We start from the raw sequence: 23,114 nt of genomic DNA on the forward strand, positions 1-23,114 counted from the left end.
CAGCGAGACCGTAACGCGGGTGTGTTGACGTGTCCAGAGAAGTGGGTCAAGAAGATCGAAGCGCTTCGACGGGCGAGGTGTCGGCGTCGAAGCGCCGGAGTTCCCCCGGGTGCCGGGAACCGAGCGGGGACATCCCGCCGTCCGCCCCGTGCCGGGCGAGCAGATCCAGGACGAGCCGGCCGCGCCGCACCCGCTCCCGAGCCGTGGCGAGGGCGAGTTCCCGCAGATGGGCCCCGTACGGGTAGATCCCGGCCGCCCGGCTCAGCCCGAACTTCAGATACAGGGGCGCGCCCCGCCGTATCAACTCGGCCGCCTCGTACATCCGGACGTAGCCGCCGCCCGGCTCGGTGAAGCCGGTCTCGGCGTATCCGGCGGTGCAGAGACTGGTCTCCCCGTACCGGCAGCGCTCGCAGTGACCGCAGGCCCGGAAGCCCTCGGCCACGCAGGGCCGGCCCAGGAGTGCGGGATCGACCCCGGCGCCGACGGCGTCCACGGTGCCGGACCACTCGTGGCCGGGGACGATGGGGTAGCGGACGTAGCCCGGGGCGCGGTGGCCCTCGTGCAGCTCGCGGTCGCTCATGCAGATCCCCGCGGCGGCGACCCGCACCCGGACCTCGCCGGGGCCGGGTGCGGGGACCGGCCGTTCGATCAGCCGGTGCACGCCGGGCCGCTCGACGAGAACGGTGCGGCTCACGGCGGCGCGGCTCATGGCGGGGGCCGGCGCCGGGCGGCTGACGGCGGGGTCGGGGTGGCTCGCGGCGGGGTCGGGGCGGCCCGCGGCGTCCGTACCCGCGTCGGCGTCGGCGTCGGCGTCGGCGTCGGTGTCGGCATCGGCGCGGCTCACTTCGGCTGCCTCTTCTCCCAGCCCTCGGCCCAGAGGCCGCGGTGAGGACCGAGCCGCCCACGTTGTGCGGGGCGACGAGCACGTAGTGGGTCTCGGCGGTCGCGGCGAGCTTCCTGGCCTCCAGGATGCCGCCGATGTGACCGATGTCGGGCTGCACGATGTCGGCGGCCTGGGACTCGAAGAGCTCACGGAACTCGATCCGGTCGTGGATCCGTTCCCCCGTCGCGATCGGCAGGTCCACCTTCTCGGCGACCTTCGACAGGGCCCTGAGGTTCTCCGGCGGCACCGGCTCCTCCAGCCATGCGGGCCGGAACGGGGCGAGTTCGCGTGCGAGCCGCACCGCGGTCGAGGGGGAGAAGCGGCCGTGCATCTCCACCATCAGCTCGGTGTCCGGGCCGATGGCGTCCCGTACCGCCTCGATGAGTGCGACGGCCTCCCGCGAACGCTCGGCGTCCAGCTCGTAGTGGCCGTTCCCGAACGGGTCGATCTTCAGCGCCCGGTAGCCGCGCGCCACGACCTCACGCGCCGCCGCGTGGTACGCCTCCGGGGTGCGCTCGGTGGTGTACCAGCCGTTCGCGTACGCCTTCACCCGGTCGGTCACCTTCCCGCCGAGCAGCTGCCAGACGGGCACGCCGAGGGCCTTGCCCTTGATGTCCCAGCAGGCCATCTCGACGACCGCGACACCGGACATGACGATCTCGCCGGCCCGCCCGAAGTCCCCGTACTTCATGCGCCGTACGAGATCCTCGACCGCGAACGGGTCGGAACCTGCGATGTGGTTGTGCTCTGCCTCGCGGAGGTAGCCGACGGGCGCGTCGGTGTGCCCGAGCATCTGGGTCTCGCCGACACCGGTCAGCCCCTCGTCGGTGTGGACGAGCACATAGGTGAGATTGCGCCAGGGCGTGCCGACGACGTGTGTGGTGATTCCCGTGATGCGCACGGTGGTTGCTCCCCGGGGACGTGGACGTGGACGTGGACGTTGGCGTGGTGGGGGTCTGCGGTCTGCCTGCTTGTTCGAGATATCGAATATCGTTCGGTGGATCGGCGTGACGGTAGGCAGCGGCCCGCCGGGGTGTGAACGGGAGCGCGTCCACTCGCTCCGCGCGGGGCGGGATCTCCGGCGAACCGTTGCCCGGCGGGGGGCGCGCCGCTAGTCTCTGTTCGCGATTTCGGTCGTAGTGCGGGATATCGAACGGGCAGAGGTGAGGTGGGGGACCCATGGGACGACTCGTTCCGGCGGTGACCAGGGCATTCGACGTTCTGGAGCTCTTCCTGGAGGGCGACGGCACCCTGTCCGCCCCCGAGATCACCCGCAGGCTCCAGCTGCCGCGCACCACCACGCACGAGCTGGTCACCACCCTGACCGCCCGCCACTACCTCGTGGCGGTGCCGGAACAGCCCGGCCGCTACCGGCTCGGCGTCCGCACGTACCAGCTCGGCAGCCGGTACGCCGAGCAGCTCGACCTCGCCGCCGAGGGCCACCAGGTCGCACGCGAAGTCGCCGACACCTGCGGCGAGACGGTGCATGTGGCCGTCCTGGAGGACATGGACGTCATCTACATCGCGAAGGTCGACTCGACCCACGCGGTACGGATGGTCTCCGCGGCCGGACGCCGACTGCCCGCCCACTGCACGGCCGTCGGCAAGATGCTGCTCGCGACCCTCCCGGAGGCCGAGCTCGAGGAGCGCCTCGACGGATACGACCTGGCGGGCATGACGCCCCGCAGCATCACCGACCCGGACGCGCTGCGCGCCGCGCTCGCCGAGATCCGGATCCTCGGCGTCGCGGGCGAACAGCAGGAGTCCAACCCCGACGTCAGCTGTGTTGCCGCGCCGGTACGGGACCGCACCGGACGGGTCGTCGCGGCGCTGTCCGTCTCGGTACCCGTGCACCGCTGGAGCGAGGACCGTGAGAACGAACTCACGGCGCTGGCCGTGAAGGGTGCGAGCCGGCTGGCGGAGCGGCTCGGGCACCGGACCGTGCGCTGAACCTCGGCCCGCACCGCCGCTGCCAGGACTCCACCGTGCCGGCCCCGGGACTCCGCCGCCCGGAGTCGGGAGTTCGCCTCTCGGTGTCGGGGCTCCACCGTCCGGACTCAGGACGCCCCTCGCCCCCGGGACTCCGCCGCCCGGAGTCGGGACTTCGCACCGGAGGGCCCGGTCCGGTCGACGACCTCCGTAGTTTTCCTGATGTCGCACCACTGACACGACACCGAGGAGGCCAGATGCAGCACCTCAGGGCCCAGCCCTGTTCCCCCCTGCCCGGACGCCTGACGGAAGGGCCCGTCTGGGACGCCCGGCGCCAGGAACTGCTCTGGGTGGACATACCCGACGGCCTCGTCCACCGGGCCGCCCTGACCCACGAGGACGCGAAGCCGGACCTGGTCGCCGTCTCGACGCTCCGCCTCGACCGTCCCGTCGGCGCGGTCCAGCCCTGCGCCTCGGGAGCCCTGCTCGTGGCGGCGGGTACCTCCGTCCTCCGGCTGGAGGAGGACTGCCCGATCGCCGAGGCCGTCGAACTGGCCGCGCCGGTCATGCTCGAGGACGGCCTGCCCCGCCGTATGAACGACGCCGCCGTCGACCCGGCGGGCCGGCTCCTCGCCGGAACGATGGCGTACGACGAGAGCCCCGGCGCGGGCGCCCTCTACCGCCTCGACCGCGACGGCCTCACCACGCTCCTGGAGTCGGTGACCATCTCGAACGGCCTCGGCTGGAGCCCGGACGGCACGCTCCTCTACTACGCGGACAGCCCGACCGGCCGGGTCGACGTCTTCGCGTACGACGTGGCCACGGGCACCCTGAGCGACCGCAGGCCGTTCGCGGTCCTCGACCGCGGAGTGCCGGACGGGCTCACCGTGGACGCCGAGGGACGGGTGTGGGTGGCGGTGTGGGGTGGCGGCGAAGTCCTCGCCTTCACGCCGGAAGGCACCCTCCACGCGCGCGTGGAGGTGCCCGCCTCCCATGTGACGAGCTGTGCCTTCGCCGGACCTGACCTCGACGTCCTGGTCATCACGACGGCCACCGAGGGCCTGCCCGGGCCCCGCCGCCGGGCGGAGCCGGACGCGGGACGGCTGTTCGTCTGCCGTCCGGGTGGGAGGGGACTGCCGAGCGTTCCGTACGCCGACCTCTGACCGGCCGCCGGGGGAGCGGGAAGGGCGCGCGCCCGTAGAAGGCCGCCTCCGGGGCGACGCCGCCTCCGTGGGAACGCCGACTCCGCACCCTGGCGGGCCCGCGGCGCCGCGACCGCGGCCTGCCGCCCCACCTCCGACGAGTCGTCTCCGAGGCAGAGCCCCGGCATCCACTACAACACCGGTTCCGACCTGCTCGACCCTCTGGTCGACCGCTCCGTCTTCCGGTACGAGGACGGGCATGTGGGCCTGCCCACGGGACCCGGTCCCGGAAGGGAGGGCGACGCGAAGGCCGTGGAGCGGGCCGAGGTCGGCCACCGCCGGCGCAACCCGGCCTGGCGGCGCGACGACGGCTCCCTCGCCGAGTGGTAGCCGGAACGTGCGGAAGGGGCGGGCCCGTGACCGAGCCCGCCCCTTCCGCACGGTGGGTCAGCGGTGCGCCAGCCAGTTCGCCGCCGGGAGCAGCTTGCTGTCGTAGTCGAACAGCGCCTGGTTCTCCCAGCCGTTGCCGGACGAGGAGTCGGCCGGGTCCCAGCCGTTGCCCGGGACGGCCGTCCAGGTCGGCTCCCAGTAGAAGACACCGAGACCGCGGCCGTTCGGCACCGCCTCGACGACGTTCATGACGTCCCGCAGCCAGGCCGACTGGCCGGCGGCGCTCGCCGGGTAGCCGGCAACCAGCTCCGAGGACAGGTCGATGATGTTCTCGTGGGCGTCCTCGCTGTCGAGCCGGAACGGGTACGCGGTCTCGGCGACCATCACCTTCTTGCCGTAACGGGCGGAGACGTCGTCGAGGTTGGCCTGGAGCGAGGACAGGGCGCCGTGCCAGTAGCCGTAGAAGGAGAACGCGATCACGTCGTAACGCACGCCCTGCGCGGTCGCGTTGTCGAACCACGTGCGGTACAGGGCGTTGTCCCCGCCGTTCGCGAGGTGCAGCGCGATCTGGGTGGTCGAGGAGACCGCCTTCGCCGCGGAGACACCGGAGTCGAGCAGCCCCGCCAGTTGCGACCAGTTGCTCGTCGAGCCCTCCGGCCACAGCATGCCGGTGTTGATCTCGTTGCCGATCTGCACCATGTCGGCCGTGGTGCCCTGCGCCTTCAGGGCGTTGAGGACGTCGTACGTGTGGTTGTAGACGTCCGTCCTCAGCTGCGCGTACGAGTGGCCCTGCCAGGCGGCGGGCTTGGTCTGGGCGCCCGGGTCGGCCCAGATGTCGGAGTAGTGGAAGTCCACGAGCAGCTTCATGCCCCGGGCCTTGATCCGCTGCGCGGTGGCGAGGACGCGAGCCTTGTCGTTGTAACCGTCGGCCGGGTTCACCCACACCTTCAGGCGCCCGTAGTTGGCACCCGCGTTCTTGAGGAGGGCGACCGCGTCGCCCGTGGTGCCGGAAGCCGACCTGTAGGTCCCGCCGAGATCCTCGCTCTTCCTGAGGGAGGACACGTCGACGCCCCTGACCGTGAGACCGGTCGATCCCGCGGTGAACGTCAGATCGTCGACGTTCAGCCAATTGCCGGCCTTGGCGTCGGAGTTGATGCTGACGGTGCAGGCGCCGCCCGTCACGGTGACCGGAGTGACGATCCGTATCCAGGAGGCGGACGTCACCGGCAGGTCGGTGCGCTGCTCGGCCGAGCCGCAGTTCCGCAGGGCGAGATAGGCGGAGTTCTGGCCGCCGCCCGAGCGGACCCAGGCGCTCAGCGTGTACGTGCCGTCGGCGAGCCCGGAGAGGTACTGGTACGTCTCCACCTTGTACGCCGATGCCGACCAGTGGCTGAGGCGGTAGCCGCCGCCGTGGCCCCCGGCCTCGGTGAACGAGGCGGCATTCTGTCCGGCGGCCGAGTAGGTCGACCAGCCGGCCGGGTTCGCGGTCCCGGTGGCGTCGCTCTCGAACCCGGCGTTCGTGAGGGTGGCGGCGGCCTCTGCCTGGTGTGCGGCGGGCAGCGGAGCGAGGAGCAGGGCGCCCAGCGCGGCTGCGACGGCAGCGGCGCGCAGGCGGATGCGGCTTCCGGCGGTGGTGGGGTGCATCGTCGAGTCCCTTCGACGGCGGCCAATGAGAGGTGTGGTGCGGGTGGTTCCTTACGGGTGGTGCGGTTCACCCGGGGGCGGCGCAGCGGACGCCGCCGCCCCCGGGGAGATCGGGGCCCGGCCGGGCCGGGGGACGGGAGGTGCGGTCAGGCGTCGAGGCGTACGACCCGCACGGCGCCGGCCGGAACGGTGATCTTCCCGTCGGCCGGCGTGCCCCCGAGCAGCTCGGTCCCGGAGCCGTCGAGCGGCACCTCGGCGTCCTCGGCGGAGTGGTTGAGGGCGAACAGGTACTGCCCGCCGTCGCCCGCGCGGCGTACGACCTCCACGTCACGCGGCAGCGCACCGCGCTCCGCGACCCCCGCGTCCTCGCACGCCGCGGCGACGATCGCGTCGAGCGACGCCGCGTCCAGCCGGGTGGAGACGTACCAGGCGGTGCCCCGCCCGAGCCGGTGGCGGGTGACGGCGGGGCCGCCGGCGGCCGGCCCGTCGGCGTACGTCCACACGGTCTCGGCGCCGCGCGGCCGGACGAACTCCGTCCAGACGTCTCCGGTGAGCGCGGCGCCGTCGGGTCCGCTGATCCGTACGCGCTGGTCGTCCAGGAGGGGCGACCACTCGTCCACGGTGAGGCCGAGGACGTCCCGCAGGGCACCCGGGTACGCGCCGGGGTGCACGGCGTCGTGCTCGTCGACGATCCCGGAGAAGTACGAGACGACGAGTGTGCCGCCGTTCTCGACGTACTCCCGGAGGTTCTGCCCGGCGGCCTCGGTCATGAGGTAGAGGGCGGGGACGACGACCAGCGGGTGGGCGGAGAGGTCGGCCTCGGGGTGGGCGAAGTCGACGGTGAGGTGCCGGTCGTAGAGGGTCTCGTAGAAGCTGTCGGCGCGCTCACGGGCGTCGTGGGCGGCGTTCGGCCGCCACTCCAGGTTCTGCGCCCACCAGGACTGCCAGTCCCAGAGCATGGCGACGTCCGGGACGGTCCGGCTGCCGCGCACCTCCTCCAGGGCCTCCAGGCCGGCGCCCAGGGCGACGACCTCGCGCCAGATCCGGGAGTCGGTGCCGCCGTGCGGCACCATCGCGGAGTGGAACTTCTCGGCACCGCGCCGGGACTGGCGCCACTGGAAGAACATGGCCCCCTCGGAGCCGCGGGCCACATGGGCGAGGGAGTTGCGGGCCATCTCGCCGGGGCGCTTGGCCGGGTTGCGGGGCTGCCAGTTCACGCCCGAGGTGGAGTGCTCAAGGAGCAGCCAGGGCGCGCCGCCGGCGACGGAGCGGGTGAGGTCGGCGGCCATGGCCAGGTTGACGTGGGTGCGGCGGCCGTCGGTGATCAGGTAGTGGTCGTTGGTGACGAGGTCGACCTCGCGGCCCCAGGCCCAGTAGTCGATGGAGTCGCACTGGCTGAGCGCGGTCATGAAGTTGGTGGTGACGGGCACTCCGGGCGCGAGCTCGTGCAGGATGTCCCGTTCCGTCCGGAAGTTCTCCCGGATGGTGGCGTCGGCGAAGCGCCGGTAGTCGAGCTGCTGGGCGGGGTTGCCCACGGTGGGGGTGACCCGCGGGGGGTCGATCTCCTCGTACGAGGAGTAGCGCTGCCCCCAGAACGCGGTGCCCCAGGCCTCGTTCACGGCCTCCACCGAGCCGTACGCGGCGTCGAGCCAGCGGCGGAAGTGGGCGGCGCAGCTGTCGCAGTAGCAGGCGCTGACGGGGACGCCGTACTCGTTGTGGACGTGCCAGAGCGCGAGAGCCGGGTGGCCGCCGTAGCGGCGGGCCAACTCGGTGGTGATGCCCGCGGCGGCCGTTCGATAGGCGGCGGAGCTGTGACAGATCGCCCCGCGTGAGCCGTACGCGTAGCGCATGCCCTCGGCGGTGACGGGCAGCGCCTCGGGGTGTGCCCGGTAGAACCAGGCGGGCGGCGCCACGGTCGGTGTGCCCAGGTCGACGCGGACGCCGTTCTCGTGGAGCAGGTCGAGGAGCCGGTCGAGCCAGCCGAAGTCGTACCGGCCCGGCTCCGGTTCGAGGAGTGCCCAGGAGAAGATCCCGACGCTCACCATGGTGACGCCGGCCTCCCGCATGAGCCGGACGTCCTCCTGCCAGACGCTTTCCGGCCACTGTTCGGGGTTGTAGTCCCCGCCGAACGCGAGCCGGAGCAGGCCCTTGGGAGTGGTCTGCGGCATGGGTCTCTCCTGAAGCCTCGAGCGATGAAAGCTTTGGTTCGTTGTGAACGTGCACACAGCCGATCTCGATGTGGCAACGCAACATAACCGCACACGAACAACCATTGACAAGTGTCTGGAACGTTTCTCTACTGTGAACGCTCACAGATGCATGGTCGGCCTCCCCGCCCTAGGGAGAGGCCCTTTCGGTCAGGGAGAAGTACCCCATGCCCCACACGATGCGCCGCAGCCTCGCCGCCGCCACCGCCGTCCTGCTCGGCGCCACCGCGCTCACCGCCTGTGGATCCTCCGGCTCCGGGGACGGGGCTGCGGCCGGCTCCGGCCCCGTCTCGCTCACCTACTGGGCCTGGGCCCCCGGAATGGACAAGGTCGTCGCCCTCTGGAACGCCGAACACCCCGACATCAAGGTCACGGTGCAGAAGCAGGCCTCCGGCGACGACCTCGTGACCAAGATCATCACCGCGGCCAAGGCGCACAAGGCCCCCGACCTCGTCCAGGCCGAGTACCAGGCCCTGCCGACCCTCGTCTCCAACGACGCCCTCGCCGACATCGCCCCCGATGTCGCCGGCGTCAAGGACAAGTTCGCCCCCGGCATCTGGCAGCAGACCACCTTCGGCGGCGAGGCCGTCTACGCCCTGCCGCAGGACTCCGGACCGCTGATGTTCTTCTACCGCCAGGACCTCTTCAAGAAGTACGGACTCTCCGTCCCCACCACCTGGGAGGAGTTCGCCGCCACCGCGCGCGACCTGAAGAAGAAGGCCCCGAAGCAGTCGCTGACCACCTTCTCCGCCAACGACTCCGGCCTCTTCGCCGGACTCGCCCAGCAGGCCGGCGCCGCTTGGTGGACCTTCGAGGGCGACACCTGGAAGGTCGGCATCGACGACGCCGCCACCCGCAAGGTCTCCGACTTCTGGGGCGGCCTGGTCGCCGAGGGCGCCATCGACAACCAGCCGATGTACACCCCCTCCTGGAACAAGGCGATGAACACCGGCGAGCAGCTCGCCTGGGTCTCCGCCGTCTGGGCCCCCGGCACCCTGACCACCGCGGCCCCCGACACCAAGGGCAAGTGGGCCATGGCCCCCCTCCCGCAGTGGACCGAGGGCGGCTCGTCCACCGGCAGCTGGGGCGGCTCCTCCACCGCCGTCACCACCGACTCGAAGCACAAGAAGGCCGCCGCCCAGTTCGCCACCTGGCTGAACACCGACCCGGTCGCCCTCGCCGCCCTCGTCAAGGAGAGCGGCATCTACCCGGCGGCCACCGCCGCCCAGACCAGCGGCGCCCTCGCCAAGGCCCCCGACTACTTCGCCAACCAGCCCGACTTCTACACCCGCGCCGCCGAGATAGCGAAGACCACCGCACCGGCCGCCTGGGGCCCCAACGTGAACGTCGCCTACACCGCCTTCAAGGACGAGTTCGGCAAGGCCGCCAAGGCCAAGTCCGGCTTCGACACCGCCCTGACCGCCGTCCAGTCCGCCACCGTGACGGACCTGCGGAAGCAGGGCTTCGAGGTCGCCAAGTGACGCAGCCCCCCAAGGGCGCGCGCCGGTCGTACGGGGCCGAGGCGGCCCCGTACGCCCACCCGTCGCCCACCACCACCCTCACACGAGCGCGAAGCGCCCAGTACCTCTTCCCGTCGCCCACCACCACCCTCACACGAGCGCGAAGCGCCCCCTACCTCTTTCTCCTCCCCGCCGCCGTCCTCTTCGCCCTCTTCTTCGCCCTCCCCATCGGCTACGCCCTCTGGCTCAGCTTCCACAAGGTCGAGATCAAGGGTCTCGGCCTCGGCAAGGGCGCCAAGTCCGAGGTCTGGGCCGGCCTGGAGAACTACACCTCCGCACTCACCGACTCCGAACTCGCCGCCAGCGCCCTGCGGGTCCTCGGCTACGGCGCCATCGTCGTCCCCGTGATGCTCGGCCTCGCCCTCTTCTTCGCGCTCCTGCTCGACTCCGAGCGCGTCCGGGCCCGCTCCTTCGCCCGGCTCGCGATCTTCCTGCCGTACGCCGTCCCCGGTGTCATCGCCGCCGTCCTCTGGGGCTTCCTCTACCTCCCGGACGTGAGCCCCTTCCACTTCCTCCTCGGCAAGCTCGGCCTGCCCGAGCCCGACCTCATGGACGGCGGACCGCTCTACCTGGCGATGTCGAACATCGCGATCTGGGGCGGCACCGGCTTCAACATGATCGTCATCTACACCGCGCTGCGCTCGCTGCCCGCCGAGGTGTACGAGGCGGCCACGCTCGACGGCTGCTCGGAACTCCAGATCGCCCTGCGCATCAAGATCCCGATGGTGGTGCCCTCGCTGGTGCTCACCTTCTTCTTCTCGATCATCGCGACCCTCCAGGTCTTCAACGAGCCCATGACGCTCAAGCCGCTCACCAACGGCATCCCCTCCACCTGGAGCCCCCTCATGAAGGTCTACAACGACGCCTTCACCGGCGGGAACATCCACGCAGCCTCGGCCACCGCCGTCGTGCTCGCCCTCGCCACCTTCGTCCTCTCCTTCGCCCTCCTCAGGATCTCCAACCGCCGCACCACGCAAGGAGCCGGCCGATGACCGGGCTCGCCTCCCCGCCGCTCCGCACGACGGTCAACGGCGACGGCCGTGCCGCGGGCACCACCCCCGGCGCGTCCCAGGGCCGTCCCCGGCCCCGCCGCACCGCGCTGCTCCCGACAGCCGCCCTCGTCCTCGGGGCGCTCTACTGCCTGCTCCCCGTCGCCTGGGTGGTGGTCGCCGCCACCAAGCCCGACAACGAGCTCTTCTCCACCTTCACCTTCCTGCCCGGCGACGGAATCGCCGACAACGTCACCGACCTCAGCGCGTACCGCGACGGCATCTACTGGCGCTGGATGCTCAACTCCGTGTTCTACGCGGGCCTCGGCGCCGTCCTGTCCACCGTCGTCTCCGCACTCGCCGGCTACGCCCTCGCGATCTACCGCTTCCGCGGCCGTGAGGCCTTCTTCAACGTGATGCTCACCGGCGTCCTCATGCCCCCGGTCATCCTCGCCATCCCCCAGTACCTGCTGATGGCCGAGGCCGACCTGACGGACAGCTACGCCTCGGTGCTGCTGCCGCTGATCCTCTCCCCGTACGGCGTCTACCTCGGCCGCATCTACGCCGAGGCCGCCATCCCCATGGAGCTCGTCGAGGCCGGCCGCATGGACGGCGCGGGCGAGTGGCGGATCTTCCGGCGGATCGCCGTCCCCATGATGGCCCCGGGCCTGGTGACGATCTTCCTCTTCCAGTTCGTCGCCATCTGGAACAACTTCCTGCTGCCGTTCATCATGCTCGGCGACGACGAGAAGTTCCCCATGACCGTCGGTCTGTTCACCCTGCTCAAGCAGGGCGCCTCCCAGCCCTCCCTCTACACCCTGGTGATCACCGGCGCGCTCCTCGCCATCGCCCCGCTCATCGCCCTGTTCCTCGTCATCCAACGCTTCTGGAGCCTGGACCTGCTGTCCGGCGCCGTAAAGTCCTGAGCACAGGGGATCGAGGGGAAACACACAGCATGAGCACAGCAGCGAGCAGACGCCGCCCGGCGACCATCCACGACGTGGCCCGCGAGGCCGGGGTGTCGCGCGGCACCGTCTCCCGTGTCCTCAACGGCGGCCACTACGTCAGCCCGACGGCCAAGGCCGCCGTGGACGCCGCGATCCGCAGAACGGGCTACGTCGTCAACCGGCACGCCCGCTCGCTGATCACCGGCAGGTCCGACTCGGTCGCCTTCCTCCTGACCGAACCCCAGGAGCGGTTCTTCGAGGACCCCAACTTCAACGTACTGCTCCGCGCCTGCACCCAGGCGCTCGCGGCCCAGGACATCCCGCTCCTCCTGATGATCGCGGGCACCGAGGACGAACGCCGCCGCAACCTCCGCTACATCGAGGCCGGTCACGTCGACGGCGTCCTCCTCGTCTCCAGCCACTCCGGCGACCCCGTGGTGGCCCGGCTGCACGAGGCCGGCGTCCCCGTCGTAGCCTGCGGCAAGCCCCTGGGCCAGACCGCCAGGATCGGCTACGTCGCCGCCGACGACCGCGAAGGCGCCCGCGACATGGTCCGCCACCTGTACGCCTCCGGGCGGCGCCGTATCGCCACCGTCACCGGCCCGCTCGACACCCCCGGCGGGGTGGAGCGCCTCGCCGGATACCGCGAGACGCTCGCCGAGTTCGGGCTGCCCGCCGACGAGACGCTGATAGCCACCGGCGACTACAGCCGGGCCAGCGGGGAGGACGCCGCCCACGCCCTCCTGGAGCGGGCCCCGGACATCGACGCGGTGTTCGTCGCCTCCGACCTGATGGCACAGGGCGTCCTCGACGCCCTCTCCCGCGCGGGCCGTAAGGTCCCCGAGGACATCGCCGTCGGCGGCTTCGACGACTCCCCGGCGGCCCTGTCCTCCCGCCCCTCGCTGACCACCATCCGCCAGCCCTGGGACCGGATCAGCACCGAGATGGTACGGACCCTCCTCGCCCGGATAGCGGGCGAGGACCCGGCGACGGTGATCCTGCCGACGCATCTGGTCCGGAGGGAATCGGCCTAGAGTCCACGCCGGGGAAGCGGCCGTACGTCCACGTGCGGCCGCTCCTTCGTCGTGTCAGCCGCCGGCCGGACGCGGAGTCACCAGAATCACTTCCAGCGTCCGGGGGCCGTGGACGCCCTCGACCCGGTCGAGTTCGATGTCGCTCGTCGCGGACGGCCCCGAGATCCAGGTCAGCGGGCGGGCGGGGTCGAGCCGGGGGAGCGCCTGCGGCACGGAGGCCACCACCTGCTCGGGGGCCCCGACCACGCACACGTGCAGATCGGGCACGAGGGTGAGGGCGCGACGGCCCTGCCCGGGGCCGCCGTCGAGGACGATCGTGCCGGTCTCGGCGATGGCGACCGCGCACCCCGTCACCACCGCGTCGATGCCGTCGAGTTCGTACGGGGTGAGCCGGGGCGCGTCGGACCGCCGCTCGGCGCCGGTCGCGGCGAGCCACTCCTCGGGCAGTCCGGGCGGTACGACGACACTGCGGACGCCGCGCTCCGCGAGGAGCACGGCGATGAGCTCCGGCAGGCCGTCCGGCCCGGAGCGGTGGACGTGGGCGCGGTAGTCGGCGAGATTCTCGTGGAGCAGATCGAGGAGCGCGTCGGGGTCCTCGGTGGCATGGCTCGTGCGGTAGCCGCGGGTGACATCGGGGGCCTCGGGGGCGCCGGCCACGGCGGCGCGGATGCGGGCGAGCACGCGCGCGCGTGAGTCGGTGGTCATCGGCGGTTCCTCTTCCACCAGTCGCGGAACGGTTCGGCGGGCAGTTCGGGCAGGTTCCGGTGCTCGGACCACTGGCGGGCGCCCGGCCCCGGCAGTCGTTTCGGGTGCAGCGCGCGCGTGGCGGAGGCGATCCGCTCGCCCGCCGCGAGGGCGGTCGGATGGTCGAGCACCCACGAGGAGGCCTTGATCGCCGCCCGCTCGAGCCGGTGTCCCCTCCCGCCCTCGGCCGCGACCCGCTCGCGCAGATGCACCAGGACCTTGGGGATGTCGATGGCGACCGGGCACACCTCGTAACAGGCCCCGCAGAGCGAGGAGGCGTACGGCAGGGAGGCGTCGACCTCGCTCACCGTGCCCCGGAGCTGAGGGGTGAGGATCGCGCCGATCGGCCCGGGGTAGACGGAGCCGTACGCGTGACCGCCGGCCCGCTCGTACACCGGGCAGACGTTCAGACAGGCCGAGCAGCGGATGCAGCGCAGCGCCTGCCTCCCCACCTCGTCGGCGAGCGCGTCCGTGCGTCCGTTGTCGAGGAGCACCAGATGGAAGTCGGACGGCCCGTCGTCGTCGCTCGTGCCGGTCCACATGCTCGTGTACGGGTTCATGCGCTCGGCGGTCGACGAGCGCGGCAGCGTCTGGAGGAACACTTCGAGGTCCCGCCAGGTCGGCACCACCTTCTCCACGCCGACGACGGAGATCAGGGTCTCGGGAAGCGTGAGGCACATCCGGCCGTTGCCCTCGGACTCGACGACGACGAGGGTGCCGGTCTCGGCGACCATGAAGTTCGCCCCGGAGATCCCGACCTTGGCCCGCAGGAACTTCTCCCGCAGGTGCAGCCGGGCCGCCTCCGCGAGATCGGCCGGGGTGTCACTCAGCCCCTCCGGCGCGGGGCGTCCCCAACTCCCCATCTTCTCGCGGAAGATGTCACGGATCTCGCCCCGGTTGCGGTGGATGGCGGGGACCAGGATGTGCGAGGGCCGGTCCTCGCCGAGCTGCACGATCAGCTCCGCGAGATCCGTCTCGTACGCGGCGATCCCCTCGGCCGCCAGGTGCTCGTTGAGCCCGATCTCCTGGGTGGCCATCGACTTGACCTTGACCACCTCCGTCTCGCCCGTCGCCCTGACGAGGCCGGTCACGATCCGGTTGGCCTCGGCCGCGTCGGCGGCCCAGTGCACGGTGCCGCCCGCGGCCGTCACCGCCTCCTCCAGCCGGAGCAGGTGGTCGGCCAGGTGACGGAGCGTCCGGTCCTTGATCTCCTTCCCGGCCTGTCTGAGCTCCGCCCAGTCGTCGAGCTCCGCTACGGCCCGCGCCCGCTTGTCGCGGATGGTGTGGGTCGCGTGCCGCAGGTTGGCGCGGAGTGTCGCGTCCCCGACCGCCGCCCGTGCCGCCTCCGGGAAGGCCGGCATACCGACGAAGGTCCCGCCGAACGTGTCGCTCACCGCCAGGGCTCCTCTTCCGTGCTCGCCAGGATGTCCGCCAGATGCACCGCGCGCAGCGGTGCCCCCTGCCGGGTCAGCATGCCGCCCACGTGCAGCAGACAGGAGTTGTCCGCTCCGCACAGGACCTCGGCGCCCGTGGACAGCGCGTTCGCGATCTTGTCGGCGCCCATCGCCGCCGACACGTCCGGGTTCTTCACCGCGAACGTGCCGCCGAAGCCGCAGCACTCCTCCGCACCCGGCAGCTCCACCAGCTCAAGCCCCTTCACCGCCTCCAGGAGCCGGCGCGGCCGCTCCCCCAGCCCGAGGAGACGCAGGCCGTGACAGGACGGGTGGTACGTCACCCGGTGGGGGAAGTACGCGCCCACGTCCGTCACCCCGAGCACGTCCACCAGGAACTCCGTCAGCTCGTACACGCGGGGAGCCAGGCCCGCCGCCTCCCCGCCGAACGAGGCGTAGTGGTGGCGCACCATCGCCGCGCACGAGCCCGAGGGGGTGACCACGTACGCGTACCCCTCGAAGGCCCGGACCGTGCGCCGTACCAGCGGCGCCGTCTCGGCGCGGTACCCGGTGTTGAACTGCGGCTGTCCGCAACAGGTCTGCGCGGCTGGGAAGTCGACCTCCACGCCGAGGCGTTCGAGGACGCGGACGGTGGCCACGCCCGTCGCGGGGAAGACGGCGTCGTTGACGCAGGTGACGAAGAGGGCGACTCGCATCACGGGGTCCTCGGGCTCCTCTGTCCTCACGGGCTGTCCTGCCTTCACGGGTTCCTCGGGGACGTTTCGAGTCGGTCGGCGGCCGTGTCCCAGGCGGCCCGGCCGGCGCGGTCCTCGCGCGGTTCGTAGTGTCGCAGGGGCTGTGTGCGCGCGACGAGCCGACGCATCGCGTCGCGGTCGCCGACGAGCCCGGCGGCCCGTGCCTGGACGAGGACGTTCCCGAGGGCCGTGGCCTCCACGGGGCCCGCGACGACGGGCAGCCCGGTGGCGTCGGCCGTCCACTGGCAGAGCAGCGCGTTACGGGCTCCGCCGCCCACCAGATGGACCCGCGCGATCTCCCGGCCCGCCAGCTCGGCGGCCTGCCGCAGCGTACGGCGGTGGGCGAGCGCCAGACTTTCCAGGACGCACCGGACCACCGCCCCCGGGCCGCCGGGCGCGGGCTGCCCGGTGCGGCGGCAGTACGCCCGTATCCGCTCCGGCACGTCTCCGGGAGCGAGGAACTCCGGCGCGTCCGGATCGACGAGCGCCGCGAACGGCTCCGCGCCCGCCGCCTGCGCGAGCAGCTCGTCCAGACCGACGGGCAGTCCCCGCGCCGCCCAGGTCCGCCGGCACTCCTCCAGGAGCCACAGCCCCATGACGTTCCGCAGGAAACGGACGGTGCCGTCGATGCCGCGTTCGTTGGTGAAGTTCGCCGCCCGGGACTCCTCGGTCAGGACCGGGGCGTCGAGCTCCAGGCCGGCGAGGGACCAGGTCCCGCACGAGATGTAGGCGAAGTCCGGGGCCGTGGCGGGAACGGCGACGACGGCCGACGCGGTGTCGTGCGAGGCGACCGTCGTCACCGGTGTGCCGACGGGGAGACCGGTGAACCCGGTGACGTGAGGGAGGAGTTCGCCCGCCGGATCGCCGGGTGCGCGGAGCGGCGGCAGCAGTCCGGAGGTGATGCCGATGCCGTCGAGCAGCTCCGTGGACCAGACGCCCGAGCGGGCGTCGAAGAGCCCCGTGGTGGAGGCGTTCGTCTCCTCGGCGCCGATCGACCCGGTCAGCCAGTGGACCAGCAGATCGGGCATCGGCAACAGCGTCCGGGCTGCCGCGAGCTGGGCGCTTCCGGCGGCGGAGGCCAGCTGGAAGACGGTGTTGAACGGCAGATGCTGGAGACCGGTGATCCGGTACAGCTCCGCCGCCCCCACCCGCGCCAGAACGCCCGCCGCCGCCCCCTCCGTACGCCGGTCGCGGTAGTGGTGGGGCGCCCCGAGCAGCGCGCCGTCCGCGTCGAGGAGCCCGTAGTCCACCGCCCAGGTGTCGACGCCGACGGAGGCCACGGGACCGGACCGGGCGGCCGCCCGCAGCCCCTCCAGGACACCCTGGAAGAGTCCGAGGACGTTCCAGCGCAGTCCGTCGGGCAGCATGACCGGGGTGTTGGGGAAGCGGTGGGCCTCGGTGAGTGCGAGCCGGCCCGCGCCGACCTCGCCGAGCATCACCCGGCCACTGGTCGCCCCGAGGTCGGCGGCGGCGAAGACACCGCCGGCCGAGGCGGAGTGCGGGGCGCTCACCGGAGGAAGGCCGCCGCCACGCCCGCGTCCACCGGCACGTGCAGTCCGGTGGTGTGGGCGAGGTCGCCGCCGGTCAGGGCGAAGACCGCGTCGGCCACGTGCTCGGGCAGCACCTCGCGCTTGAGCAGGGTGCGGCCCGCGTAGAACGCGCCGAGCTCCTCCTCCGCGATGCCGTACGTGGCCGCCCGCTGCGCGCCCCAGCCGCCCGCGAAGATGCCCGAACCGCGCACCACCCCGTCGGGGTTGACGCCGTTGACGCGGATCCCGTGCTCGCCCAGTTCGGCGGCCAGCAGGCGTACCTGATGGGCCTGGTCGGCCTTCGTGGCGGAGTAGGCGATGTTGTTCGGGCCCGCGAACACCGCGTTCTTGGAGACGATGTACACGATGTCGCCGCCCAGACCTTGCGCGATCATGACCCGAGCGGCCTCCCGCGCGACCAGGAACGAACCCCGGGCCATGATCGTGTGCTGGACGTCCCAGTCCCGCGCCGTGGTGTCCAGAAGAGGCTTGGAGACGGAGATTCCGGCGTTGTTGACGACCAGGTCCACCCCGCCGAACGCGAACAGCGCCGCCCGGAGCCCGGCCCCGATCGCCTCCTCCGACGTGACGTCCATGGCGACGGCCACGGCCCGGTCGGGACCGCCGAGTTCCGCCGCGACCGTCTCGGCGCTCGCCGCGTCGAGATCGGCGACCACCACACAGGCCCCCTCGGCGACGAGCCGGTGCGCGATCGCGCGGCCGATGCCGCTGCCCGCGCCCGTCACGAGCGCCACACGGGTCGCGAGCGGCTTCGGCCGGGGCATCCGCCGCAGCTTGGCCTCCTCCAGCTCCCAGTACTCGATCCGGAACTTCTCCGACTCCTCGATCGGCGCGTACGAGGAGACGGCCTCGGCGCCGCGCATCACATGGATCGCGTTGACATAGAACTCGCCCGCCACGCGCGCGGTCTGCTTGTCCCGGCCGAAGGAGAACATGCCGACCCCGGGCACGAGCACGATCGCGGGATCGGCGCCCCGCATCGCCGGGGAGTCCTCGGTGGCGTGCCGCGCGTAGTAGGCGGCGTACTCCTCGCGGTAGGCGGTGTGCAGCTCCCGCAGTCGCGCGACCGCCCGGTCGAGCGGCGCGTCGGCCGGCAGGTCCAGGACGAGCGGCCGGACCTTCGTCCGCAGGAAGTGGTCGGGGCAGGAGGTGCCCAGGGCAGCGAGCCGGGGGTGTTCGGCGCGGGCCAGGAAGTCGAGCACCGGCTCCGCGTCGGTGAAGTGCCCGACCTGAGGGGCGTCCTGGGAGGCGAGCCCCCGGACGTACGGGGCGAGGGCGGCGGCGCGCTCCCGCCGCTCGGCCTCGGGGAGCGGGCCGAAGCCCTCGACCACCGGCCCGAACGGCTCCGGTCCGCCCCGCTCGGCGAGGAAGGCCTCGGCGGTACGGACGATGTGCAGGGAACGGCGCTCGCACTCCTCCGAGGTGTCGCCCCACGCGGTGATGCCGTGACCGCCGAGGACACAGCCGATCGCCCGTGGATGGGCCTCCTTGACCGCCGCGATGTCCAGGCCGAGCCGGAAGCCGGGACGGCGCCACGGCACCCAGACCACCGAGTCGCCGAAGCACTCGGCCGTCAGCTTCTCGCCGTCGGCGGCGCAGGCGAGCGCGATGCCCGCGTCGGGGTGGAGGTGGTCGACGTGGGCCGCGTCCACCAGTCCGTGCATGGCGGTGTCGATGGACGGGGCCGCGCCGCCCTTCCCGTACAGACAGTGGTCGAAGGCGGCGACCATCTCGTCCTCCCGCTCGACCCCGGGGTACACCCCGGCGAGGGCGCGCAGCCGGTCGAGGCGGAGCACCGCGAGCCCGTCCTCGGTGAGCGTGCCCAGGTCGCCGCCGGAGCCCTTGACCCACATGAGGGTGACCGGGGCCCCGGTCACGGGGTCGGTGACGGCGCCCTTGGCGGAGGCGTTGCCGCCCGCGTAGTTGGTGGTGCGGGGATCGGAGCCGAGCCGGTGGGCCCGGGCGAGGAGGTCGGCGACTTCGGGAGGGCTGCTGGAGACCATGACGGAACGTCCTTCGGGGCGGGGCGGGGCGGGGCGGGGCGGGGCGGCGCGCGCAGCAGGGGCCGTACGTCGGTGGCGTAGGCGTCCATCAGGATGGAGTTGGCGGCCAGGACGTCTCCGTCCCGCTGGGCGGCGGCGAGGGCGTCCGCGTCGACGAGCAGCGCCTTGGCGGTGGCCTCCTGCACGTTCATGACCGAGCGGATGACGGCGGGGACCTTCGCCTCGATGTTGTGGCACTGGTCGAGCATGAAGGCGATGTCCGCCGCCGGCGCCAGGCCGCCGTTGCGGACGACCTCGTGCATGATCCGGAAGAGCTGGAAGGGGTCGGCGGCGCCGGCCATCAGGTCGTCGTCGGCGTAGAAACGCGAGTTGAAATCGAAGCCGCCGAGGCGCCCCTCCCGCAGCAGCAGGGCGACGATGAACTCGATGTTGGTGCCCGGAGCGTGGTGGCCGGTGTCCACGACGACCCGCGCCCGCGGGCCGAGCGTGAGGCAGTGGGCGTACGCGGTTCCCCAGTCCGGCACGTCGGTGGCGTAGAAGGCGGGCTCGAAGAGCTTGTACTCCAGGAGCAGCCGCTGGCCCTCGCCGAGCCGCCCGTACACCTCGGCGAGGCACTCCGCGAGCCGCTCCTGGCGGGCGGAGATGTCGTCCTGCCCGGGGTAGTTGGTGCCGTCCGCGAACCAGAGCTTCAGATCCGCCGAACCGGTCGCGTCCATGATGTCGACGCATGCGAGGAGGTGGTCCACGGCCCTGCGGCGCACGGCGGGGTCCGGATGGCAGACACTCCCCAGCCGGTAGGCGTCGTCCTGGAAGGTGTTGGAGTTGATCGCGCCGAGCTCGACCCCGCGCTCCTTCGCGTACCCGGCGAGACCGGACCAGTCGTCGACCCGGTCCCAGGGGATGTGCAGGGACACCTTGGGGGCGATGCCGGTGTACGCGTGGACCTGCGCCGCGTCGTCGAGCTTCTCGTACGGGGTGCGGGGAACGCCCGGCTGCGTGAACACCTTGAAGCGGGTCCCGGAGTTGCCGTAGCCCCAGGAGGGCGTTTCGATCCGCTGGGCGGCGAGTGCGGCCTTCACGGCAGCGATGTCGGGCATGTCCACCTCGATCTAATGAATCGATTCAGTTCATCGGGGAAGCTAGTCACCCGGCAGGAAGCGGTCAAGACTCTTGACGCTGCTCCGATCGGCGCCCTAGCGTCCGGACGCGGCGATGTGAAACATTTCAGTCAATCGGAAGGGGTCGATGGCGGCGATGCGGCGGGTCTGTTTCCTGCTCAAGGTCAGGGCCGAGCGGGTGGAGGAGTACCGGGCGCGCCACGCCGACGTCTGGGCCGACATGCTCACGGCGCTCTCCGCGGCCGGCTGGCACAACTACTCCCTCTTCCTCCGCGAGGACGGGCTGCTCGTCGGCTACCTGGAGACACCGGACTTCGACCGGGCGCGCGCCGCGATGGAGGCGACCGAGGTCAACGCCCGCTGGCAGGCGGAGATGGCGGAGTTCTTCGAGGAGCTCGAAGGGAGGGCACCCGACGCCGTCATGCGCCCGCTGACGGAGGTGTTCCACCTCGCGTGAGGGCAGGGGCGTTCCCCCTCGTGTCAGGGCGTGGGGGCGGGAGTCAGGGTGATCCCGTGGCGACGGCCCGGCCCGGAGCGGCCGCATAGGATGAAAACCGGGGCGGGACCTCGCCCGGACGGGGCGGTAGGGGCAGGACGGACCAGGTGGGACGGATGACGGACACCGCGCGGACGGTCGGGAACGTCGGCATCAAGGACGTGGCACGCGAGGCGGGAGTCTCCGTCGGCACCGTCTCGAACGTGATCAACCAGCCGGACCGGGTCTCGCCCGCGACGCTCGAACACGTACGGCGGGTCATCGCCCGCCTCGGTTACGTGCGCAGCGAGTCCGCCCGCCAGCTGCGGGCCGGCCGCAGCCGGATCATGGCCCTGCTCGTCCTCGACATGGGCAACCCCTTCTTCGTCGACATCGCCCGGGGCGCCGAGCGCACCGCGCGGGCCGCCGGTCTGGGCGTCATGGTCTGCAACAGCGACCAGAACGCCCGGGACGAGGCCGACTACCTCTCCCTCTTCGCCGAGCAGCGCGTCCGGGGCGTCCTGGTCACCCCCGCCGACCCCAGTGGCGCGAACCTGCAGGAGTTCCGCCGCCACGGCATCGCGTCCGTGCTCGTCGACCGGGTGGCCGGCGACGACACCGGCTGCTCCGTCTCCGTCGACGACGTCGCCGGCGGCTCGCTGGCGATCCGGCACCTCGCCGCGACGGGGCACCGCTCCTTCGCGTACGTCAGCGGCCCGTCCCACCTCCAGCAGATCCGCGACCGGCGGGACGGCGCCCTCCTCGCGCTCGCCGAGGCCGGACTGCCCGCGTCGGCCCTCCGGGAACTCCCCGCCGAGCGTCTCGACGTGGCCTCGGGCCGTGACGCGGGTGCCCGACTGCTCGGACTCGCCGACCGCCCGACAGCCGTCTTCTGCGCCAACGACCTGCTGGCGCTCGGTGTGCTCCAGTCGCTGTACGCGGCGGGGGTCCGGGTCCCGGAGGACATGGCCATCGTCGGTTACGACGACATCGAGTTCGCCGCGGCCGCGACCGTACCCCTGACGTCGGTGCGCCAGCCGGCGCTGACGCTCGGCGCCAAGGCCGCCGAGCTGCTCCTGGACGAGACCGGCGAGCGGGCGGCCGACCACCGGCACGAACACGTGGTGCTCCAGCCGGAACTGGTCGTCCGCCGCTCGACGCTCGCCGGGCACTGACCTCCCCGGGGCGCGGCCGTCAGCGGACGCCGAGCAGGTGCTCCAGGGCCAGCTGGTCGAGGTGCTCGAAGGCCATGGAGCGGGCGGCCGCCGCGTCCGGGTCGAAGGTCTCGTACGCCGCGGGGTCGGCGAGCAGCCCCGCGAGGCCGTCGGCGGCCGTGGGGACGGCCAGTTCGGGCAGGCGGGAGGCGGCCAGGGCCTGCTGGACGTCCGGGTCGGCGCGGAAGGCCGCCGCGCGCTCCTTGAGGATCAGGTAGTTGCGCATGCAGTTCTTCGCGGACTCCCACACCCCGTCGGCGCCGTCCGTCCGCACCGGCTTGAAGTCGAAGTGGCGCGGGCCCTCGTACCCGGCCGTCTCGAGCAGGTCCACCAGCCAGAACGCCTGGCGCAGATCGCCCGCCCCGAAGCGGAAGTCCTGGTCGTACTTGATGCCGGACTGGCCGTTCAGGTCGATGTGGAAGAGCTTGCCCGCCCAGAGCGCCTGGGCGATGCCGTGCGGGAAGTTGAGTCCGGCCATCTGCTCGTGGCCCGTCTCCGGGTTCACGCCGACGAGTTCGGGGCGCTCCAGACGCTCGATGAAGGCCAGGGCGTGCCCGATGGTGGGCAGCAGGATGTCGCCGCGCGGCTCGTTCGGCTTGGGCTCGATGGCGAAGCGCAGGTCGTAGCCCTGCTCGGTGACGTACTGGCCGAGCAGGTCGAAGGCCTCCTTCATGCGGTCGAGCGCGACCCGGACGTCCTTCGCCGCGCCGGACTCGGCGCCCTCCCGGCCGCCCCAGGCCACGTACACCGTGGCGCCGAGCTCGACGGCCAGATCGATGTTGCGGAGGGTCTTGCGGAGCGCGAAGCGGCGCACGTCCCGGTCGTTGGCCGTGAACCCGCCGTCCTTGAAGACGGGGTGGGTGAAGAGGTTCGTGGTGGCCATCGGCACCGCGAGCCCCGTGCGGTCGAGTGCGGCCCGGAAGCGCTTGACGATCGCGTCGCGCTCGGTGTCCGGAGCGCCGAAGGGGATCAGGTCGTCGTCGTGGAAGGTGACGCCGTACGCGCCGAGCGCGGCGAGCCGCTCGACCGTCTCGACGGGGTCGAGGGCCGGTCGGGTGGCCTCGCCGAACGGGTCGCGGCCCTGCCAGCCGACGGTCCACAGGCCGAAGGTGAAGCGGTCCTCGGGGGTGGGGGCGAAGAGCTCCGGCATGGTGTGTCCTTCTCTTGCTCTGGGGATTT

General features: G+C 72.2%; 18 protein-coding genes and 2 pseudogenes. 9 read left to right on the forward strand and 11 right to left on the reverse strand.

Features of this window, described 5'->3' with window-relative positions; translation table 11 throughout:
* Positions 1 to 46: 46 nt before the first annotated feature.
* Together IF00_RS46760 and IF00_RS43380 are read right to left on the reverse strand one after the other, a co-directional pair.
* Positions 47 to 844: an alcohol dehydrogenase catalytic domain-containing protein gene (locus IF00_RS46760; protein ID WP_030314064.1), complete on the reverse strand. Its 798-nt coding sequence runs from the start codon at positions 842 to 844 to the stop codon at positions 47 to 49.
* 31 nt (positions 845 to 875) lie between these two features.
* Positions 876 to 1,784 (reverse strand): annotated as a pseudogene (locus IF00_RS43380) (mandelate racemase/muconate lactonizing enzyme family protein); the annotation flags it as partial.
* A 278-nt stretch (positions 1,785 to 2,062) separates the two neighbouring features.
* Between IF00_RS43380 and IF00_RS0103515 the strand changes: the two are divergent.
* From IF00_RS0103515 to IF00_RS47585, 3 genes are all read left to right on the forward strand, one after another.
* Positions 2,063 to 2,833: an IclR family transcriptional regulator gene (locus tag IF00_RS0103515; protein ID WP_030314069.1), complete on the forward strand. Its 771-nt coding sequence runs from the start codon at positions 2,063 to 2,065 to the stop codon at positions 2,831 to 2,833.
* Between the two features lie 236 nt (positions 2,834 to 3,069).
* Positions 3,070 to 3,975: an SMP-30/gluconolactonase/LRE family protein gene (locus tag IF00_RS0103520; RefSeq protein WP_030314070.1), complete on the forward strand. Its 906-nt coding sequence runs from the start codon at positions 3,070 to 3,072 to the stop codon at positions 3,973 to 3,975.
* Positions 3,976 to 4,215: 240 nt separating this feature from the next.
* Positions 4,216 to 4,344: a hypothetical protein gene (locus IF00_RS47585; RefSeq protein WP_280922604.1), complete on the forward strand. Its 129-nt coding sequence runs from the start codon at positions 4,216 to 4,218 to the stop codon at positions 4,342 to 4,344.
* Positions 4,345 to 4,401: 57 nt separating this feature from the next.
* Here the strand turns inward: IF00_RS47585 and IF00_RS0103530 are convergent, their stop codons facing one another.
* Together IF00_RS0103530 and IF00_RS0103535 are read right to left on the reverse strand one after the other, a co-directional pair.
* Positions 4,402 to 5,988: a glycoside hydrolase family 53 protein gene (locus IF00_RS0103530; RefSeq protein WP_030314073.1), complete on the reverse strand. Its 1,587-nt coding sequence runs from the start codon at positions 5,986 to 5,988 to the stop codon at positions 4,402 to 4,404.
* A gap of 146 nt (positions 5,989 to 6,134) precedes the next feature.
* A complete protein-coding gene (locus IF00_RS0103535) occupies positions 6,135 to 8,156 on the reverse strand; it encodes a beta-galactosidase (RefSeq protein WP_030314075.1) in 2,022 nt (673 codons plus the stop codon).
* Between the two features lie 206 nt (positions 8,157 to 8,362).
* Between IF00_RS0103535 and IF00_RS0103540 the strand changes: the two genes are divergently transcribed.
* Genes IF00_RS0103540 through IF00_RS0103555 form a run of 4 tightly spaced genes read left to right on the forward strand, consistent with a single transcriptional unit; the run spans position 8,363 to position 12,685 of the window.
* Entirely contained in the window at positions 8,363 to 9,676 is a 1,314-nt protein-coding gene (locus IF00_RS0103540; protein WP_030314077.1) for an ABC transporter substrate-binding protein, read from the forward strand.
* Positions 9,673 to 10,707: a carbohydrate ABC transporter permease gene (locus IF00_RS0103545; RefSeq protein ID WP_030314078.1), complete on the forward strand. Its 1,035-nt coding sequence runs from the start codon at positions 9,673 to 9,675 to the stop codon at positions 10,705 to 10,707. Before IF00_RS0103540 ends, IF00_RS0103545 begins: the two co-directional genes overlap by 4 nt.
* Positions 10,704 to 11,630, forward strand: a complete 927-nt coding sequence (locus tag IF00_RS0103550; RefSeq protein WP_030314080.1) for a carbohydrate ABC transporter permease — start codon at positions 10,704 to 10,706, stop codon at positions 11,628 to 11,630. Before IF00_RS0103545 ends, IF00_RS0103550 begins: the two co-directional genes overlap by 4 nt.
* 29 nt (positions 11,631 to 11,659) lie before the next feature.
* Positions 11,660 to 12,685 (forward strand): LacI family DNA-binding transcriptional regulator, encoded by a 1,026-nt coding sequence (locus tag IF00_RS0103555; RefSeq protein ID WP_030314082.1) that lies wholly within the window; start codon positions 11,660 to 11,662, stop codon positions 12,683 to 12,685.
* A 54-nt stretch (positions 12,686 to 12,739) separates the two neighbouring features.
* Here the strand turns inward: IF00_RS0103555 and IF00_RS0103560 are convergent, their stop codons facing one another.
* From IF00_RS0103560 to rhaI, 6 genes and pseudogenes are all read right to left on the reverse strand, one after another.
* Positions 12,740 to 13,390 (reverse strand): LutC/YkgG family protein, encoded by a 651-nt coding sequence (locus tag IF00_RS0103560; protein WP_030314084.1) that lies wholly within the window; start codon positions 13,388 to 13,390, stop codon positions 12,740 to 12,742.
* The gene (locus IF00_RS0103565; protein WP_030314086.1) at positions 13,387 to 14,790 is read right to left on the reverse strand and encodes a lactate utilization protein B; all 1,404 of its coding nucleotides are present in this window, start codon (positions 14,788 to 14,790) and stop codon (positions 13,387 to 13,389) included. The genes IF00_RS0103560 and IF00_RS0103565 overlap by 4 nt, the downstream gene beginning before the upstream one ends.
* 29 nt (positions 14,791 to 14,819) lie before the next feature.
* On the reverse strand, positions 14,820 to 15,536 hold the full coding sequence (locus IF00_RS0103570; RefSeq protein ID WP_030314088.1) for a (Fe-S)-binding protein: 717 nt from the start codon (positions 15,534 to 15,536) through the stop codon (positions 14,820 to 14,822).
* Between the two features lie 44 nt (positions 15,537 to 15,580).
* A complete protein-coding gene (locus tag IF00_RS0103575; protein ID WP_030314090.1) occupies positions 15,581 to 17,086 on the reverse strand; it encodes a rhamnulokinase in 1,506 nt (501 codons plus the stop codon).
* A complete protein-coding gene (locus IF00_RS0103580; protein WP_030314092.1) occupies positions 17,083 to 19,128 on the reverse strand; it encodes a bifunctional rhamnulose-1-phosphate aldolase/short-chain dehydrogenase in 2,046 nt (681 codons plus the stop codon). Before IF00_RS0103580 ends, IF00_RS0103575 begins: the two co-directional genes overlap by 4 nt.
* 14 nt (positions 19,129 to 19,142) lie before the next feature.
* Positions 19,143 to 20,225 (reverse strand): annotated as a pseudogene (gene rhaI / locus IF00_RS0103585) (L-rhamnose isomerase); the annotation flags it as partial.
* A gap of 157 nt (positions 20,226 to 20,382) precedes the next feature.
* Here rhaI and IF00_RS0103590 point away from each other — a divergent pair.
* Together IF00_RS0103590 and IF00_RS0103595 are read left to right on the forward strand one after the other, a co-directional pair.
* A complete protein-coding gene (locus IF00_RS0103590) occupies positions 20,383 to 20,703 on the forward strand; it encodes an L-rhamnose mutarotase (protein ID WP_030314095.1) in 321 nt (106 codons plus the stop codon).
* A 155-nt stretch (positions 20,704 to 20,858) separates the two neighbouring features.
* Positions 20,859 to 21,896 carry a LacI family DNA-binding transcriptional regulator gene (locus tag IF00_RS0103595; RefSeq protein WP_030314096.1) on the forward strand — a complete coding sequence of 346 codons (1,038 nt, stop codon included), beginning with the start codon at positions 20,859 to 20,861 and terminating at the stop codon, positions 21,894 to 21,896.
* A 19-nt stretch (positions 21,897 to 21,915) separates the two neighbouring features.
* Here IF00_RS0103595 and xylA read toward each other — a convergent pair whose 3' ends face one another.
* Positions 21,916 to 23,085: a xylose isomerase gene (xylA, locus tag IF00_RS0103600; protein WP_030314097.1), complete on the reverse strand. Its 1,170-nt coding sequence runs from the start codon at positions 23,083 to 23,085 to the stop codon at positions 21,916 to 21,918.
* Positions 23,086 to 23,114: the final 29 nt, after the last annotated feature.

Origin of the sequence: Streptomyces flavochromogenes, assembly GCF_000717595.1 — a bacterium.
Classification (GTDB): domain Bacteria; phylum Actinomycetota; class Actinomycetes; order Streptomycetales; family Streptomycetaceae; genus Streptomyces; species Streptomyces flavochromogenes.